The following is a 17,390-nucleotide window of genomic DNA, read 5'->3' on the forward strand; positions in this document are numbered from 1 at the left end:
CTATTCAGGGTTTTCTTTGAGAGTGTGTTATTCCCGCAATATAGCTGAGTTTGTTTTGGTTAAGCGGGAATAACATTAAAGAATTTAACCGAAATTAAATTCTTTATTTCCATAGCCGATTTTTATCAATTTAATGATTTAAAAAGGCTTTTTTAAGGGTTTACTAATAATGATATGCAACCCTTGTTTTGTATAAAAATATTGGTTTAATTCGTTAAAAACACTGCTGTATATGATTAAAAATGAAGTAAAAACAACATGTTCTTATTGTGGTGTAGGATGTGGGATCATCGTTAAAAAAGACAATACCAATAAGGTTATTGTTGAAGGTGATAAAGACCACCCTGTAAATAAGGGAATGCTATGCTCTAAAGGCAGAAACCTGCATTATGTTGTAAATGATACTTCAGATAGGATATTATATCCTGAAATGCGTTGGAGCCGATCCCATCCCCGTGAACGTGTTAGTTGGGATGATGCTTTAGACCGGGCAGCAAATGTTTTCAAATCCATTATAAAAAAACACGGTCCGGATAGTGTTGGATTTTATGTTTCGGGTCAAAGTTTGACCGAAGAATACTATATAGCCAACAAACTTACTAAGGGGTTTTTAGGAACTAACAATATTGATACCAACTCGCGTTTATGTATGAGTTCTGCGGTAGTTGGGTATAAAAAAACTTTTGGAGAAGACAGCGTTCCGATTGCTTATGCCGATATTGAATTAGCCGATACCTTTTTAATTACGGGAGCTAACCCTGCATGGTGCCATCCTATTTTATTCCAAAGGTTGGAAAAGCACAAAGAGGAAAATCCCGATGTTAAAATTATTGTAGTAGATCCAAGGAAAACCGATACCGCCAGTTTTGCCGATCTACATTTGCAAATTCTTCCGGGAACCGATGTGATTCTTTACAATGCCATAGGGCGTCGTTTATATGAACGTGGCCTTATAGATGAAGATTTTATAGACAACTATACAGAAGGGTTCGGTGCTTACAAGGAACAAATATTTAAAACCAGGTTGAGTGTTGCTTCCAAATTATGCGGTGTAGACGAAAAAGACATTAAGAAAGCTGCAGATATTATCGGGCTTTCAAAAGGGTTTATCAGTATGTGGGCTATGGGGCTTAACCAAAGTGTGGTTGGTGTTAATAAGAACGTAGCCCTTTTAAACCTTTCGTTAATAACCGGGCAGGTTGGAAAGCCGGGATCCGGACCATTTTCACTTACCGGACAACCCAATGCCATGGGAGGCCGCGAAGTAGGTGGTATGGCAAATCTTCTAGCAGTTCATAAAGATTTAATGAATGAAGAGCACAGGCGTGAAGTGGCACAGTTCTGGGGTGTGGAAAAGATAAATCCAAAACCGGGATTAACGGCTACGGAGATGTTTGATGCTTTAGAATCTGGAAAGCTAAAGGCGGTTTGGATAGCGTGTACTAACCCGTTAGTGAGTTTGCCTAATACCAATCGGATTGAAAAAGCCATGAGAAGTGCTAAATTTGTAGTAGTCCAGGATATTTCGCATCGTTCCGATACTGTAGCTTTTGCTGATTTAGTATTGCCGGCTGCAGGTTGGTTGGAGAAGGAGGGAACCATGACCAATTCAGAGCGTCGTATTTCATATCTGCCTAAGGAAATTGACCCACCTGGAGAAGCAAGGCCAGATGTGGAGATTTTCTGTGATTTTGCGCAACGCATGGGCTTCAGAGGATTCAATTATGGTTCTGCGGAAGAGATTTATGATGAATATTGCGCCATGACCAAAGGCACTAATATAGATGTGTCTTACCTTAATTACGACCGATTAAAAAGTGAAGGGACGTTCCAGTGGCCGGTTAACGAATACCGACATGAAGGAACCCCGCGCTTGTTTCAGGATAAAGTATTTTATACACCCTCAAAAAAGGCTATTTTCAATGTAGCCACTACTTTAGAGAATACTTCGGTATTGCCTAACCCGGATTATCCGCTTGTATTGACTACAGGACGTATACGGGACCAGTGGCATACCATGACAAAAACCGGAAAGGTATCAAGATTAAAAACGCATTACCCAAAACCGGTTCTGGAAATAAACCCTGTTGATGCCTATCTGAATAAAATTAAAGATGGTGATATTACCGATGTAATCGGGGAGAACGGTAAAGTAAGAGTACGTGCCAAAGTAACTGAGGACATTAAAAAAGGCGTGGTGTTTTTACCCATGCATTGGGGTAAACAATTGCAAAATGATCTAAACCGTGCCAACAATCTGACCAACACACATGTAGACCCGGTGTCTAAAGAACCGGATTTTAAATTTACCAGAGTAGCGGTTTCCAAATACGAAAAGCCCAAAGAGAAAATCCTCATCGCCGGAGCCGGAGCGGCATCATTCCGGTTTATTCAGGATTACAGGGAGCACAATCAAAAGGATGAAATCCATGTGTTTTCTAAAGAGCCTAATTTGTTCTACAACAGGGTGTTATTGCCTGAGTATGTAACCGAAGAATTAAGCTGGGAACAACTGCTCAAGATTAAACGGCTGGAGTTGGATAAGTTAAATATTCACTTGCACCCGGAAACCCTGATCACAAGTGTGGATTCTGAGGAAAAAGTAGTGACCGATAGCAAAGGGGAAACCCATGCGTTTGACAGATTGATCCTGGCAACTGGAAGCCGTGCGTTTATCCCTAGGGATGTTCAGATAGATCTACCGGGGCGTTTCACCATGCGTAATAAAAGTGATGCCGATGAATTCAAGGGGTATCTGGATGCTACCGGATTACCACCGGAAGAACAACATGTGGTTATTGTTGGTGGAGGACTTTTAGGATTGGAGTTGGCGGCAGCTTTAAAACATAAAAATGTAAAGGTTACCATAGTACAACGCGCTTCACGTTTGATGGAGCGTCAGCTGGATAAGGTATCCAGTAAATTATTGGCATTGGATGTTCAGGAGCGTGGCATTCAAATCTATTTTGATAATGAAGTAAGTACTGTATTTGACGATGAAGAAACAGGCGAACTAAACATCAGTTTAAAGAGTGGAAAACTCATTACAGCCAATGCTATTGTATATGCCATTGGAACCATTCCAAATATTGAAATAGCTAAAGAAAATGGTATTAAATGTGGTAGGGGCGTTGTTGTTAATCAACATTTGCAATCCTCCAACCCGGATATTTTTGCCATTGGTGAAATTGCGGAGTTCAATAACCAGTTATTCGGAATTACATCTGCTGCCGAAGAACAAGCTACTATATTGGCTAACTTTATTGCAGGCGATATCAGCAGTACCTATAACGGTTCGGTTTTAATGAATATCCTAAAGTTCAATGATTTGAACTTATGTAGCATAGGCGATATAAATGTACCTGAAAATGATCTCAGCTATGAGGAAGTGATATTTACGGATATTTCAAAGCGTTATTATAAGAAGTGTATAGTTAAAGACGATTTGCTGGTTGGTGCCGTATTGATGGGTGACAAGAATGAATTTGCCGAGTTTAAAACCCTGATAGAAAGCAAAATTGAAATGTCGGAGAAACGAAATACCTTGCTTAGAGGCGCTTCAAATGATAAACCCGTTATTGGAAAACTCATTTGTTCCTGTAGTCAGGTAGGCGATGGTAATGTAGAGGAAGCCATTGCAAAGGGCTGTACGGATTTTACCGAGTTATGCAAGCAAACAGGCGCAGGTTTGGGTTGTGGTAGTTGTAAAACCGAAGTTAGGGACATACTTAATAAATCAAAAGTATTAGCATAATGGAAGAGCGGTACAGGTTAATGATAAACGGAGGGGTTTTGTCTCCGGGAGAACTAAAATATATTTGTGAAGCTGCCGAAGGTTTAGGTTTGGATGCTATTTCTTTTGGATCTAGACAGGATATTATTTTTCCGGAAAAAATTGATGAAGCTAAATTTGATCAGTTTGATAAAATTAAGTTCGTAAAACCTAAAAGAGATAAAGTAGAGAATATAGCGTCTTCGTATGTGTCTGCAGAAATTCTCTCCAGTACGTCCTGGCTTACCAGTGATAAGTATTTATATATTTTAGAGCAGTTTAAATACAAGCCTAAATTACGGATCAATGTCACGGATCCAAAGCAAAGATTAGTACCGCTTTTTACAGGAAATGTAAACTTCATAGCTTCTGAGCATGAAGATTATTGGTATATGTATGTCAGGCTTCCCGGTTGGAAAAAAACGCTTATGTATCCGGCGTTGATCTATAGCTGGGATATGGATAAGATTGAAAGAGCTATTGAAAGTATTCTAATTGAAGAACCTGAAACCATAGAAACTGTTTTTGAGTTAGTTAGTGATGCCGTAGATACCAATAACAGGACTGTAGATACTCCTTTGGATGTCCGGTTTTACCCATTCCCTTATTATGAAGGCATGAACCGTATTGGAACGGACCGATACTGGCTTGGGTTATATTGGAGGAACAACAGATATGATTTGGCATTTTTAAAAGCGATGTGTGATTTGTGTTCTGAAAATAAAATTGGTAAAATATCAATCACACCATGGAAATCATTTATTGTAAAGGGTATTCCTGAAAAGACCAGGTTGCAATGGGAAAAGCTTTTAGGTAAGTTTGGTATCAATGTGAGGCACTCCATGTTAGAGATGAATTGGCATGTGCCGGTAAATGACAAAGAAGCTTTAAATCTGAAAAAGTACCTGGTTACTAATTTTGATCAAAATGATATTAGTACCTATGGTTTAACTTTTGGAATTACCAGTTATGATAGCGACACTTATAATTTTACTTCCATTGTTGTTGAAAAAAACAGGCAACCTGATAATATTGGAGACTTCAAAATAAGGGACACCTATAATTTGTTGTATGCTAAAAATTTCGATCCAAATACCAGAGAATATATTATGCACGTACAGGACGTGGATAAAGTGGAACTTCCCGGGTTATTAATGGAATTAAGTAAATTATATTTTGAGCAATTAGGTAATGAAAGGGAGGAAGAGGAAGACCATGCGGTACAAAAAGAGGTTATTGAAGAAAGTGTTTATCAATGTTCCGATTGTTTGACTGTTTATAGCGAAGTGTATGGTGACATTACCCAGGATATAGAACCTAACACACCGTTTGAAGCCTTACCGGACAGCTATGAATGTTCACTTTGTGAAGCTCCTAAAAGTAGTTTCGAGAAAAAGGTTTTGGTTAAACAAGCTTAGCCGGATTACAATTTTAACAAACTAAGCCGGGTGCCGGGAGATGATTTGAATAATTCCGACCGGATTTTGTATTCCCTACTCTGAAATACTTCATTATAATTAAGTCCTAATGAAAAAGTACGCCGGTTTGCCACCCTTTTATAAACTTAGTTGGTTGGTCAATCATTAATGAAAACCATATTTCGGTTTTACGATACCTGCGGATGGAGCATCTGTTAAATTAGGATCAAAAAGTCAGGTAAATATGACCTAAATACCTGGCTTAAATCTCAATACTTTATTCGGTTTTTAATAACAGTATTATCGTGTGCGAGCACAGAATCATACAATCGTAAAACTTTTAAAATTAATAGGGTAGAGATTGGTTATTTTAAAATTTTATTATACATTTAAGTGACCCGCTTCTAGATAGAAAACCATTTTCTATACTATTTTTTCTCTGTTATTAATAAACTAAACTACTTACTCACATTATGATACCCGCTACCAATACGCCCCTTAACAGAAGACGTAAAAGTATAATTAGCAATGCTTCTAAAGACCGTTTACAACAAAAACCTGCAAAGAATACTTTTAAACTTAATGAGACTGAATTAGGGTTTCATTACGAGATTAAAATTCCGGGTTATATCAAAGATGATTTCAGGTTTTATATTAGCGGAAATAATCTGGTAATAACCACGGATAAAAGTAAAACCACACCGGCCACTGAAGGGACTCATAAAAAACATAACTATTGTTATCCTTCTGCATTGTTTAAAATGAATATAGCGCTTCCAAAGAAGCCTATTAAAAAGAAGATTACGGTGGAGTACAGAAACGAAATTCTGTATTTTAGTTTATTTAAGCTAGATTAATCTAAAGCAGAAATAGCTATAATCTTATAATTTATTTCCGATAGTTGTTAAGGATAATGGATTAAAACCATTCGTCGACACTTAATGTCGATTCACCTACACTTAAATTCTTATTAACGAAAGTAATTTTATTAAGTGCGCGCTCTTTTTTAACTTCATCATTTAAAGCAGGAGCGGCATTATGAATACTTTAAACATATTACTTATTGAGGATGATATGATTGAAGTTATGAAATTGAACAGAACCATTTCAAAACTTCAGCTCAATCATAAGATAATTGAGGCCAACAACGGAGAAGAAGCCTTAAAGATTTTGAGAAAAAAAGAAAAACTTCCTGATATAATTTTATTAGATTTAAACATGCCAAAGATTAATGGCATTGAATTCCTGAATATGCTTAAAAAAGATGATACGCTAAGATATATCCCAACCATTGTTTTAACAACCTCCAATAATCAAAAAGATTTATTGGAATGTTATAAGATTGGGATTGCGGGATATGTTTTAAAGCCGTTAAAGTATGAGACGTATGTTTCAAAAATTGAAAAGCTTCTGGCGTATTGGAGTATTAACGAATTAAAACAAATTTAAATGAAAGGTATTGTTTTTACAGAGTTTTTAGATTTAGTGGAAGATAAATTCGGGCTTGAAATGGTTGACAAAATTATTAGTAGTTCGGATTTAGAATCGGGAGGTGTTTACACATCTGTAGGGACCTACAAATTTTCGGAAATGCTTCAATTACTGCAACACCTAAGTGCCAATACCGGCATAGCTATAGACGATTTGCTATTGGTTTATGCAGAGCATTTTTTTGGCGTTCTGGAAGAGAGTTACCCAGGACTTTTAGCCACTTACTCAGATCCCATAGACCTGCTTTCCTCAATAGAAAACCATATTCATATAGAAGTTCAAAAAATATATCCTGATGCTGAATTACCTACGTTTGAAGTGATTGAAAAAACCAATGATTCGCTGATTATGATTTATAAATCAAGCAGAGCCATGCATCATTTTGGATTGGGTTTAATGAACAAAACCTTTGAGCATTTTAACGCTACCGCCACAATAGTTTTAGAAAAACTAAAGGAAGACGGTACAGAGGTAAAGTTTATAATCAATAAAAATTGATGAGTCAGGATAAAATTGATATGTTGCAGCGTGCTTTGGCACGGGAAAAGGCAGCAAGGAAACAAGCAGAAAAAATCCTTGAAAATAAATCTGCCGAATTATATGATGCCAAGCAAAAGCTTGAAAAATCGTATTTCGAATTAGAATCCCTGTTAAATAGAAAAGACTCTGAACTTCAAGGGGTTTTTGAAAACATTGTGGATGCTTACGTTATTATTGATTTATGGGGCAATATTCTTAAAATGAATGATGCTGCGGTCAATTTATTGGGTTTTGATAATCCAAAAGAGGACTACAATTTAATGGATATGGCAAGACCAAATGACATTGAATTGGTTACCGAATCTTTTAAAACATTACTAAAAGAAGGGTCTATTACAGATTTTTACATCAACATTATTACCAAAAAAAAAGAAGAAAAGCTGGTGCATATTAACGCAAGTATCATTTATGATAAAGGGGCTCCGGTTGCGGCACAGGGAATTGTTAGAGATGTAACTGAGGCCAAGCGAAATGCCGAATTGATAGAAGAGCAAAAAAAGGAGCTGGATGTTATTGTACAGAATTCTTCTTTAGGTATTGTGTTAACAGAATCCGGAAATATTGTAAGAACAAATGAAGCATTTCAGAAGTTATTGGGGTATTCCGAATCTGAGCTATCAAAATTAACCATTAAAGACATTTCATTAAAGGAGGATTTCCCATTATCAAGGGACTTTTTGATGAAGATGGATTCTGGTAAGATTGACAACTTTGTAGTTCAAAAGCGCTATAAGAAGAAAGACGGTTCTGTGGTATGGGCAAAAACCAATGTGAATGCCGTAAGGAGTAGTACAGGAGATATTAAGTACCAGGTAGCATTAGTAGAAGATATTACCTCCGATAGAGAAAGGTCGTTAATTATAGATATGATTAATGATCTGGCCAAAGCTATTCTTGGTAAAATGGATATTTATGAAATTGCCTGGGAGATTACTCATAATATTGCGGAGTATTTAAATACAGACGATTGTGTTATTTATTTAGTAGATCAGGACCAGGGTACTTTAGAGCAAATTGCGGCTTATGGAGAAAAAGTAACTGCAAATCATCAGATCATTAATAAAATAAAACTTCCAATTGGAAAAGGTATTGTGGGTACTGTAGCCAAAACCGGAAAGGCAGAACTCATTAAAAATACAGAGGAAGACAAAAGGTATATAGTGGATGAGAAACGACGTTTTTCTGAAATAACAGTGCCAATTATTAGTGACGGTCAGGTTATAGGTATTATAGACTCAGAACATATTGATAAAAACTATTATACTCTAAAACAGCTACATACGCTGGAGAATATAGCAAATTTGGTAGCTATGCAGTTAAAGAGTGCTATTAATTTAAGAGAGCGTCAAAAAGTGGAGTCCAAAAATAAAGACCTTTTAAATGAATTAGCCAAGAGTAATGATGAGCTTCAGGAATATGCCCATATGGTATCACATGATTTAAAATCGCCTCTGCGTAGTATTGATGCCCTGGTAAACTGGATAAAAGAAGATAATGAGGATAAGCTGGATGCCGTGAGCCTTAAAAATTTTGAACTCATTGAAACGACGTTGGAAAAAATGGAGCAATTAATTGCTGATGTTTTGATGTACTCCAGTGTTGGAGCTCAAGCTTTAGAGGAGGAATTGGTTGATTTAAATGATATAGTGAAGGAACTTGAGAAGATATTATTTATACCTAAACATATCTCAATTAAGGTATTAAATCCCTTGCCAAAAGTCAACGGAGACATAACCAAATTAAAACAATTGTTTCAGAATTTAATTAGCAATGCTATTAAGTTTAATGACAAACCTAAGGGGTTAGTGGAAATTGATTTTCAGGAACAAAAGACACATTACCAATTCTCTGTTAAAGATAATGGTATGGGTATAGAAGAAGAATATCACAGCAAAATTTTTGAAATTTTTCATGTACTTAACAAACGTGAGGATTCAACAGGAATAGGGCTGTCTATAGTAAAAAAGATCGTAAAACTACATATGGGGGATATTTGGATTGATTCAGAGTTAGGCAAAGGCACCACATTTTATTTTACACTGAAAAAATAATTATGGAACAACCCAATTTATCTTATATCGACGAACTTTCAGGAGGCGATGAAGCCTTTAAAAAAAAGCTCATTGCCATAATTAAAAAAGAATTTCCGGAGGAAAAGGAGCAATACTTTAAAAACTTTGGGGCACAAAATTTTAAAGCTACGGCAGAAAATGTCCACAAACTTAAACATAAAATTAGTATTTTAGGGCTTGAAAAAAGTTATAAGATAGCTGAAAATTTTGAGGCAGGTTTAAAGGAAAATAGTACTGTTGGCCACGAAGCATTTCATGAAACCCTTCAAACAATTTCAGATTATTTAACAACTTTGTAACCCCGTTTTATGAACTGTATTATTATTGATGATGAGGCTACAGCCCGTACCATTATAGAACAATTGTGTTCTAATATTCCAGATATTAATGTATTAGAAGCGTTTCCAAATGCTATTCAGGCCATTAAATACCTGAATCAGTATGAGGTTGATTTGATTTTTTTGGATATCCATATGCCTGATTTTACGGGCTTTGATTTCATTCAAACGCTGAAGAACCCGCCTAAAATTATTTTAACCACCTCTGATGCTAAATTTGCCATTGAGGCTTTTGAATATGACTGCATTGTGGATTATTTGGTAAAACCTATTGCATTACCGCGGTTTGAAAAGGCTATACAAAAGGCGGCATCATTAAAGGCAGTGCCAGATTTAACCCCGGTATCCGAAACTGTGGAAAGCACAAATAACAATGATCTGTATGTTAATATTGACAGGCGATTGGTGAAGATCAATATGCCTGATATCTACGTGATAGAAGCAAAAGGTGATTATATAAATATTAAAACCGAAACAACCAACCATGTGGTTCATTCCACATTGAAGAAAATTGAAGATAAACTTCCAAAAACCACCTTCTTAAAGGTGCATCGTTCATATATTATAAACACGACTAAAATAGTTGATATTGAGGACAATAGTGTGCTGATAAAGCAGGATATTATTCCTGTAAGCAGAGCGAACAGGAGCGAATTAATGAAACGCCTGAATTTGCTTTAACGACACATATAAACCATTCACCTTTAGTAAGCCCCCTGTTTAACGATTACTTCGTTCTAAAGTATATATAGGAAGTACTTTAGAGGCGTGAAACAGATTATTATATATTGCATTTGTACTTTTTATATTGGTATAGGTCAGGCACAAATATTGGGTGATTTGCTTGAGAAAGCCGATAGCTTATACGAAGCTGCCCATGTGGATCTGGAGTTTCCAAAAGACACTAACGCTCATTTTCCATTCAGTACATCTATTCCAAAAAAATATGATGCCAACTACTATCAGATGCAATTAAAAGAACTGGAAGCTACACAATTTAAACAAGACATAGGGTTAGCGTTTAAAGCCAGTACAAATTACAATTTCAGAGATGCGTTTGACGAGGAACAAAACAATTTTAACAGGTTTAGGTTTAGAGCAGAACTGGAGTGGCATATTCTTAAAAATGGTTTCATACACAACAGAACTAAAGGACAGCAAAAATATAATGAAGCAGAAAACTTAAAATTACAAAACCGGGATGCCACAAAACAACTGTGGAGGCGCCAGTTTAGAATAGATTACAGTTATATAGCCAATAATGAAACAATAGAATTGTTGACCCGTTTTCTGAATTTTGAAAATGCCTATTTCGATTTTTTAAACAAACTATACACCGAAAAGTATATAAAAAGAGAACAACTGATTAGAGTAGGCAATCAAATTCATATCCTGAAAAGTCAATTGGAACTTGTAAAACAAGAAAACCATATCATAAAAGACAGTATTTCAGAAAACGCATTATTAAAACACAAACTCTCCATTTTTTCTATAAAAGCTGATAGTATTTCTTTATCGTCTGAACAATACAATAATTCATTTTTACAGGAAAACATGCAGCTTCAGCATCGGGCTATTAATGATCTGAGCCTGTCGGTCTATGTCAATCAAAACATTAATTACGCCTCAACCCAGAGCCAATATTTTCCCGCTGTAGGCATTCGGTTTAAAGCACCGATACGATTTAACAAGAGACAAGATATTATAAAAACCAAACTGCAATTATTGGCAGCAGAAGAAAAAAATAAAAATGTTGGTCAGTACAACACAATAATTACCCATATCAATGCATATAATGAGAAATTAAAAGATCTTCAAAATCAATACAAAAGTTGGAATATTTTAGAAGAGCGGATTAGAATTTTAAACCTTCTCAAAGCTGAATTGAACACTTATAAAACGGGACTTTTAATTTTAGAATTAACCGAAGAGAAATTTAAGGTTTTAGAGAACATCATTCAGATTAAAAGACAACTGTATACCAGTTTTTCTCATCTTTACCAGTTATGCCCCCAGGATAATTTACAGGATATGTTGTTGCCTTATACTTTTGAAAAAGAAGTAGAAAGGGAAGCTATTCTTTTTACAAGAAGCGCCCATTATACACTCGATTTTCAATTTGAATTTATTAGAACCAAAGCGCAATTTTCAATTTTGGTTCCAACAGAGGATACAGGCATTCAAAAGTATTTAAAAGACAAAGGGGTTGCATATTCTATGACAACCGAAAAAGAGATCCAAACGGTATCGCAGTTGATATCCAACGAACTTCAAAAATTGAACATATGAAATGAGCCATATCAATTCAGTTGATACCAACTAATGACTTCCATGGCAAATTACATCAGACCTATAAAAAACAATAAAACTTGAACAGATGAAAAAATTTGAGTACAAAAAAGGAAAAGCCATCATCAGAACCTTAAAAGAACCAAAGATCAAAAAAAAGAAATTTAATATAGATCGTCTCATCTATTTTTTAATTCTTATCGGTTTGTTTTTCTGGCTGGTAAGTTTTGCCTATAAGAAAACTACCTGGATTCATGGTAATGGGCAAATGCTCATGGAAAAAGTGGATGTGAATTTCACGAATGACATCAGGGTAAAAGACATATTTATTAACGAAGGCCAAATGGTAAATGTTGGAGATACATTATTCAATTATTTCCAGGACGACTTTGACAGTGATGCGTCTTTAGTACTAAGAGGTCTTGACAGAACTGAAAAACGAGATCATGATCTGCAGGAGCTATCAAAAGAAATACAGTTAAAGTATATTGAATTAAACCATTTAAAAGAACAATTGGCACTCTTGATATCACGGGAAAAACAAGCTGTAAAATTGGTATTACTGGATGTTTATATAAAGGTGCAACTGGATGATATTATAAACAAAAAGCTGCAGTTACAGTCTAAAATAAAGCTTTTACAAAGTGAAATAAACTTACTGGGGTTGCAGAAGAAGTATTTGATTAAAAGTCCCGGAGGCTTCATGGGGACAGGTTCAAACTATGGTAACGCCTATATATCACCAATAAAAGGTGTTATAGGGCAAATATTAAAGAATAGTGAGGAGGCCTGTTATAAGACAGAAAACGTCATGACCATACATAATGAAGAAAATGTATTTATTAAGGCCTATTTCAATTTGAAAGACATAGCAGAAGTAAAAGAAGGCAGTATGGTATATGTTGAGTTTCCCGATAACAGCAGTTCAAAAGGCATTATAAACAAGTTATACATAGCTACTTATGAAGCACCTTCGGAGTTTCAGAAGAAATACGAGCCTACAGAACGTAATATTCTGGCAGAAATAATCCCTATGAATAAAGAAGAAATCCCTGAATGGGGGAAATACTATAAACTCAACCTAAAGGTAAAAGTTAGTAAATACTGATACCGAATACTTCTGCCTGTACATGCCTTAAGCTTCTGTCTTAAGGCATTTTTTTATCAAAAACCATTTAACTACACAAAAATACCATTCGTCTTTACAAGCGGGCGCATCCAACTAATAATAATAAATAGACAGCAATAGCTCCCTAATTTTGAGGTGTAAATAAATATTAAATAATTTAAAATCATAAACTATGAGTTCTATTCCAAAAATTAAAAACGATCATGCGCCGGTAATTAATTTTCCAAAACTGGCATACAAGAAGAATCAATTATTTAATGACCTAAAAAACAAAAAGGAAAATATGGCCGTTGTTGGCCTGGGTTATGTAGGACTACCTTTAGCAGTACACATGGCTTCAAAATTTAAAGTAATTGGTTATGATGTTAATGCAGACAAGGTAATGCAATTAATGCAACATAAAGACCCTTGCGAAGAATTGCACAGCAGCGAATTTAAGAACAAGGATATTGCATTTACGGTAAACGAAAAGATACTAAAGGATGCTAAGTTTTACATTGTTGCGGTTCCTACTCCAATTAATGAGCTTAAAAAACCGAATCTTACTCCGCTAAAATCAGCCACAGCTACCATAGCAAAATATTTGAAAAAAGGAGATTGTGTGGTGTTTGAATCTACCGTTTTTCCGGGTTGTACCGAAGAAGTTTGCGTGCCCATCTTAGAGCGTATTTCCAGGTTAAAATTCAATAAAGATTTTACTGTTGGATATTCACCGGAAAGAATCAACCCGGGAGATACAAAGCACACGTTTACCAAAATTAAAAAAATTGTTTCAGGAAGTACTGATGAAAGCTTAGAGCTTATTGCAAATGTTTATGAAGCCGTTGTTGAAGCAGGCGTTCATAAAGCACCGGAAATTAAAGTAGCAGAATCTGCTAAAGTAGTTGAGAACATTCAAAGAGATGTAAATATAGGCTTAATGAATGAACTTTCTCAGATTTTCGGAACCTTAAATATTAACACCAAGGATGTGCTTGAGGCCGCCGGGACAAAATGGAACTTTCATAATTATTATCCTGGTCTGGTAGGTGGTCATTGCATAGGTGTGGATCCCTATTACTTAATAGAAAAAGCTAAAGAAAACAAATATACTCCCATGCTTTTAGAGCAGGTAAGAGAAGTCAATGAAGGTATGATTGGGTATATCGCTTTGCAGTTAGAAAGACAATTTTTTAACAAACGATTCTTAAGTAAAGAAGTGTCCGTTTTGGTTAAAGGTATAACGTTTAAGGAAAATGTAAATGATATTAGAAACTCGAAAACGGCAGAGCTTTGTTTGGAATTGCAAAAAAGGGGTTACAGGGTTGTCGTACAGGATTATATGGCTAATCCTGAAGAGGTGAAAAGAAGGTATGGCTTGGAAATTGTAGAAAATACGTCTGAAGAATTTGATGCCATTATTCTGGCAGTAGATCATGAAGATTACAGACATTTAGCCCATTACGATTACTTGAAAAATGGTACGAAAGACACTATTATATACGATATAAAGGGTGATAAAAAAGACCGTTTTCCTAAGGAAGTCTATATGTCTTTATAATTCAAAATTCAGCTTAAGTCATGAATTTAGTTAAGTATAGTAATAACTCCCGAAGCGTTGATATAGAAGGATATTCATTGCTCATTGTGGCTCACACAAATGAGCTGAAAAATGAGCAATTAGAATATCTGAGCGGATTTATTATTGATACCGATAATACTAAATTTGCTCAAGACATTATTTTTCAAATACGAAATAATGATAATCCGGAAATTGCGTTATTGCCAATCTTTATAAGTTCTGTTCATAAACTTCCAAAGCACCTGGAAATTCATACAGATGGCCCCATTTCAATGGATCTGATCGATTCTTATCCGCAGCGTATTGCAGCTATTTTAAAAAGGGTAAATAAGCTCCAGGTACCAAAAGGAATGATGCATCAGGAGTTTTTAAATTACAAGGTACTGGCTTATTGCTATACCAGGAATAAGGTCTTGTCTCCCATAGCATCAAGATATAGCTTAATAGGCTATATATTTCCCCTAGTGTCTTTACTCTTTAAGGAGCATGAGGCCATCCCATTACTTAAAACCCTTGAAGACCTGACACAACAAAAATTGCTCTCATTTTCATTGCAAGACTATATCCATTTATGTAAAAGCTGTTCAGGGAACTATGTAAACTTTAGAGAATGCTGTCCTAAATGTGATTCAATTGATATAAAAGCACATGACATGGTACATCATTTTGTTTGCGCGCATGTAGCTCCTGAAAAAGATTTTAAAGTTGAAGACGGATTAGAATGCCCTAAATGCGATAAACAATTAAGGCATATCGGGATTGATTACGACAAGCCTTCCACTATTTATTCATGTAATACTTGTAATCATGAGTTTCAAAATAGCGGTATGAAGGCCTTGTGCATAGATTGTTCCACAGAACATGAATTAGATGAACTATTAGAAAAATCTGTAGGCAATTACAGTTTAACCCAAAAAGGAGAAAATAATGTTTTAGGTTTAATGAAGTCTAAGCGTAAACCCCGGGAATCCATTGGAAATCTGAGCATTCCTGTTTTTAAAATCTTATTAAACCAGGAAATCCAAAGAGTCAAAGCATCTCAGTGTCATAGTCATTTCGTTTCAATAAGCATTATTAATAAGCAATTACAATTATTAAATACTGAGGTTAAAAATGAATTGGCTAAGGAGATTAACCATATTATACAATCCTATCTAAAAGAAGCTGATATTTTGGTTTCAAAGAATTATGATTGCCATTATCTACTCTTACCGGAAACCAAAGAAGATCAGCTGGAACGCATAGAACATATACAATACAACCTCAATAAATTATTGAGTGATAATTTGCAACAAAGTACCAATGAAGTAGCCATTCAATATGAAAGGATCTCCCCGGAAAAAACGGCACACAATTATATAACCTCATGATATTAAGCATTGACAATTTAGTACCGGAATATGTAAATTACTGGTTTGTTGTGGGGCTCGACAAATTTATCAGAGTTTTCTGGTATTTCGTGATCTTTGAGTTTACCCGTTACATTATTATAGACTATGTCATTGCACTTATTTTTAAGCTTACCCAAAAAAGCAGGAACAAAAAATTGGAGGAAGCTAAAAGAAAATTATTCACAGAGAATCCATTCGTATCAGTAATTATCCCTGGAAAAAACGAAGGGAAACATCTCTATAAACTCACAAGATCTTTAGCCGAACAGACCTTCAAAAATTTTGAACTCATTATTGTTGATGATGGTTCTGATGACGATACACCCATTATTGGCAAAAACCTGGAGCGGTTGGGCCTGATAGATATGTTTATAAGGAATGAGATGCGCGGTGGAAAAGCATCGGCTGCTAATTTGGCTTTAAGATATAGCAAGGGAAAATACATTGTACACCTGGATGCCGATTGCTCTTTTGACTGCGATGCCATTGAACAGGTTTTAATTCCGTTTTATTTAGACGATAAAATTGGTGCAGTTGGAGGCAATGTAAAGGTGCGAAACTATAGGGAAAGCCTTTGTGCAAAACTACAGGCTATCGAATATTTAAAAACAGTTTCCGTTGGTAGGATCGTGACTTCCTACCTAGGTATTTATAAAATTATTTCCGGTGCTTTCGGTGCTTTTAGAAAAGACGTTATAGATAGTATTGGCGGTTGGGACATTGGTCCCGGCTTAGACGGGGATATCACGGTGAAAATCAGGAAATCCGGGTACAAAATTTACTTTCAACCCAAAGCCATTTGCTTAACTAATGCCCCTTCAAAGTTTAAGGTCTTGACCAAACAGCGCTTGCGTTGGGATAAGTCTATAATACGCTTTAGAGTGAGAAAACATAAAGATGTGTATTTCCCAACAGCCAACTTTAACTGGTTAAACTTTTTTTCCCTAACGGAAAATGTTTTTTATAATGTGGTGTTAGACATTTTGTGGTGGATCTATATCATAGATATCATTGTAAATTATACAAGTCAGTTACAGTTTGTAATCCCTATGAACTTCACCTTGTACTTTGTAATGTCCTATGTGCAAATGTTGAGCATCTATGTGTTTTCAGAAAGGCGAAGAGAGGAACTGTATCTGTGGCCATATGTCTCCCTAATGTCTATTTACACCGGAACTTATTTAAGAATAGTACGAACAGCTGCCTATTATAAAGAGTTTTTCTTTAAGCGTTCATTCGAAGATCCCTGGAATCCATACAAATCATCCATACAAGCTAAAAGAGCTGGCTTGTAAATAACTGCCATTCACCGACACATAAGGGCTAATTCAACGAAAAAGGAACTTTTCAGCCCATATTCAACATAGTTTTACCAAAGAAATAATTCAT

Annotated in this window: 13 protein-coding genes; all 13 read left to right on the plus strand. The window is 35.6% G+C overall.

Going from position 1 to position 17,390, the window contains the following annotated elements; genetic code table 11:
* Positions 1-232 precede the first annotated feature (232 nt).
* The 13 genes from Q0983_RS08210 to Q0983_RS08270 all read left to right on the plus strand — a co-directional run bounded on the left by Q0983_RS08210 (position 233) and on the right by Q0983_RS08270 (position 17,296).
* Positions 233-3,754, plus strand: a complete 3,522-nt coding sequence (locus Q0983_RS08210) for a nitrate reductase (protein ID WP_299551186.1) — start codon at positions 233-235, stop codon at positions 3,752-3,754.
* Positions 3,754-5,190, plus strand: a complete 1,437-nt coding sequence (locus Q0983_RS08215) for a rubredoxin (protein WP_299551188.1) — start codon at positions 3,754-3,756, stop codon at positions 5,188-5,190. The genes Q0983_RS08210 and Q0983_RS08215 overlap by 1 nt, the downstream gene beginning before the upstream one ends.
* Positions 5,191-5,663: 473 nt before the next feature.
* Positions 5,664-6,047, plus strand: a complete 384-nt coding sequence (locus Q0983_RS08220) for a hypothetical protein (protein ID WP_299551190.1) — start codon at positions 5,664-5,666, stop codon at positions 6,045-6,047.
* 181 nt (positions 6,048-6,228) lie between these two features.
* On the plus strand, positions 6,229-6,639 hold the full coding sequence (locus Q0983_RS08225) for a response regulator (protein WP_299551194.1): 411 nt from the start codon (positions 6,229-6,231) through the stop codon (positions 6,637-6,639).
* Entirely contained in the window at positions 6,640-7,179 is a 540-nt protein-coding gene (locus tag Q0983_RS08230; protein ID WP_299551196.1) for a heme NO-binding domain-containing protein, read from the plus strand.
* Positions 7,179-9,272 (plus strand): PAS domain S-box protein, encoded by a 2,094-nt coding sequence (locus Q0983_RS08235; RefSeq protein ID WP_299551199.1) that lies wholly within the window; start codon positions 7,179-7,181, stop codon positions 9,270-9,272. Before Q0983_RS08230 ends, Q0983_RS08235 begins: the two co-directional genes overlap by 1 nt.
* Positions 9,273-9,274: 2 nt before the next feature.
* The gene (locus Q0983_RS08240; RefSeq protein ID WP_299551202.1) at positions 9,275-9,592 is read left to right on the plus strand and encodes an Hpt domain-containing protein; all 318 of its coding nucleotides are present in this window, start codon (positions 9,275-9,277) and stop codon (positions 9,590-9,592) included.
* A gap of 9 nt (positions 9,593-9,601) precedes the next feature.
* The gene (locus tag Q0983_RS08245; RefSeq protein ID WP_299551205.1) at positions 9,602-10,312 is read left to right on the plus strand and encodes a LytTR family DNA-binding domain-containing protein; all 711 of its coding nucleotides are present in this window, start codon (positions 9,602-9,604) and stop codon (positions 10,310-10,312) included.
* A gap of 87 nt (positions 10,313-10,399) precedes the next feature.
* Positions 10,400-11,920: a hypothetical protein gene (locus Q0983_RS08250; RefSeq protein WP_299551208.1), complete on the plus strand. Its 1,521-nt coding sequence runs from the start codon at positions 10,400-10,402 to the stop codon at positions 11,918-11,920.
* Between the two features lie 88 nt (positions 11,921-12,008).
* On the plus strand, positions 12,009-13,028 hold the full coding sequence (locus tag Q0983_RS08255) for a hypothetical protein (RefSeq protein ID WP_299551211.1): 1,020 nt from the start codon (positions 12,009-12,011) through the stop codon (positions 13,026-13,028).
* Positions 13,029-13,221: 193 nt separating this feature from the next.
* Positions 13,222-14,589, plus strand: a complete 1,368-nt coding sequence (locus Q0983_RS08260; protein ID WP_299551214.1) for a nucleotide sugar dehydrogenase — start codon at positions 13,222-13,224, stop codon at positions 14,587-14,589.
* 20 nt (positions 14,590-14,609) lie between these two features.
* Entirely contained in the window at positions 14,610-15,980 is a 1,371-nt protein-coding gene (locus Q0983_RS08265) for a hypothetical protein (protein WP_299551216.1), read from the plus strand.
* Positions 15,977-17,296, plus strand: a complete 1,320-nt coding sequence (locus tag Q0983_RS08270) for a glycosyltransferase (protein ID WP_299551219.1) — start codon at positions 15,977-15,979, stop codon at positions 17,294-17,296. Before Q0983_RS08265 ends, Q0983_RS08270 begins: the two co-directional genes overlap by 4 nt.
* Positions 17,297-17,390: the final 94 nt, after the last annotated feature.

Source organism: Seonamhaeicola sp. (genome assembly GCF_028281565.1).
Lineage (GTDB): Bacteria > Bacteroidota > Bacteroidia > Flavobacteriales > Flavobacteriaceae > Seonamhaeicola.

Coding starts and splice junctions, on each gene's coding strand:
- Q0983_RS08210 (WP_299551186.1), top strand. CDS start 233: ATGATTAAAAATGAAGTAAAAACAACATGTTCTTATTGTGGTGTAGGA.
- Q0983_RS08215 (WP_299551188.1), top strand. CDS start 3,754: ATGGAAGAGCGGTACAGGTTAATGATAAACGGAGGGGTTTTGTCTCCG.
- Q0983_RS08220 (WP_299551190.1), top strand. CDS start 5,664: ATGATACCCGCTACCAATACGCCCCTTAACAGAAGACGTAAAAGTATA.
- Q0983_RS08225 (WP_299551194.1), top strand. CDS start 6,229: ATGAATACTTTAAACATATTACTTATTGAGGATGATATGATTGAAGTT.
- Q0983_RS08230 (WP_299551196.1), top strand. CDS start 6,640: ATGAAAGGTATTGTTTTTACAGAGTTTTTAGATTTAGTGGAAGATAAA.
- Q0983_RS08235 (WP_299551199.1), top strand. CDS start 7,179: ATGAGTCAGGATAAAATTGATATGTTGCAGCGTGCTTTGGCACGGGAA.
- Q0983_RS08240 (WP_299551202.1), top strand. CDS start 9,275: ATGGAACAACCCAATTTATCTTATATCGACGAACTTTCAGGAGGCGAT.
- Q0983_RS08245 (WP_299551205.1), top strand. CDS start 9,602: ATGAACTGTATTATTATTGATGATGAGGCTACAGCCCGTACCATTATA.
- Q0983_RS08255 (WP_299551211.1), top strand. CDS start 12,009: ATGAAAAAATTTGAGTACAAAAAAGGAAAAGCCATCATCAGAACCTTA.
- Q0983_RS08260 (WP_299551214.1), top strand. CDS start 13,222: ATGAGTTCTATTCCAAAAATTAAAAACGATCATGCGCCGGTAATTAAT.
- Q0983_RS08265 (WP_299551216.1), top strand. CDS start 14,610: ATGAATTTAGTTAAGTATAGTAATAACTCCCGAAGCGTTGATATAGAA.
- Q0983_RS08270 (WP_299551219.1), top strand. CDS start 15,977: ATGATATTAAGCATTGACAATTTAGTACCGGAATATGTAAATTACTGG.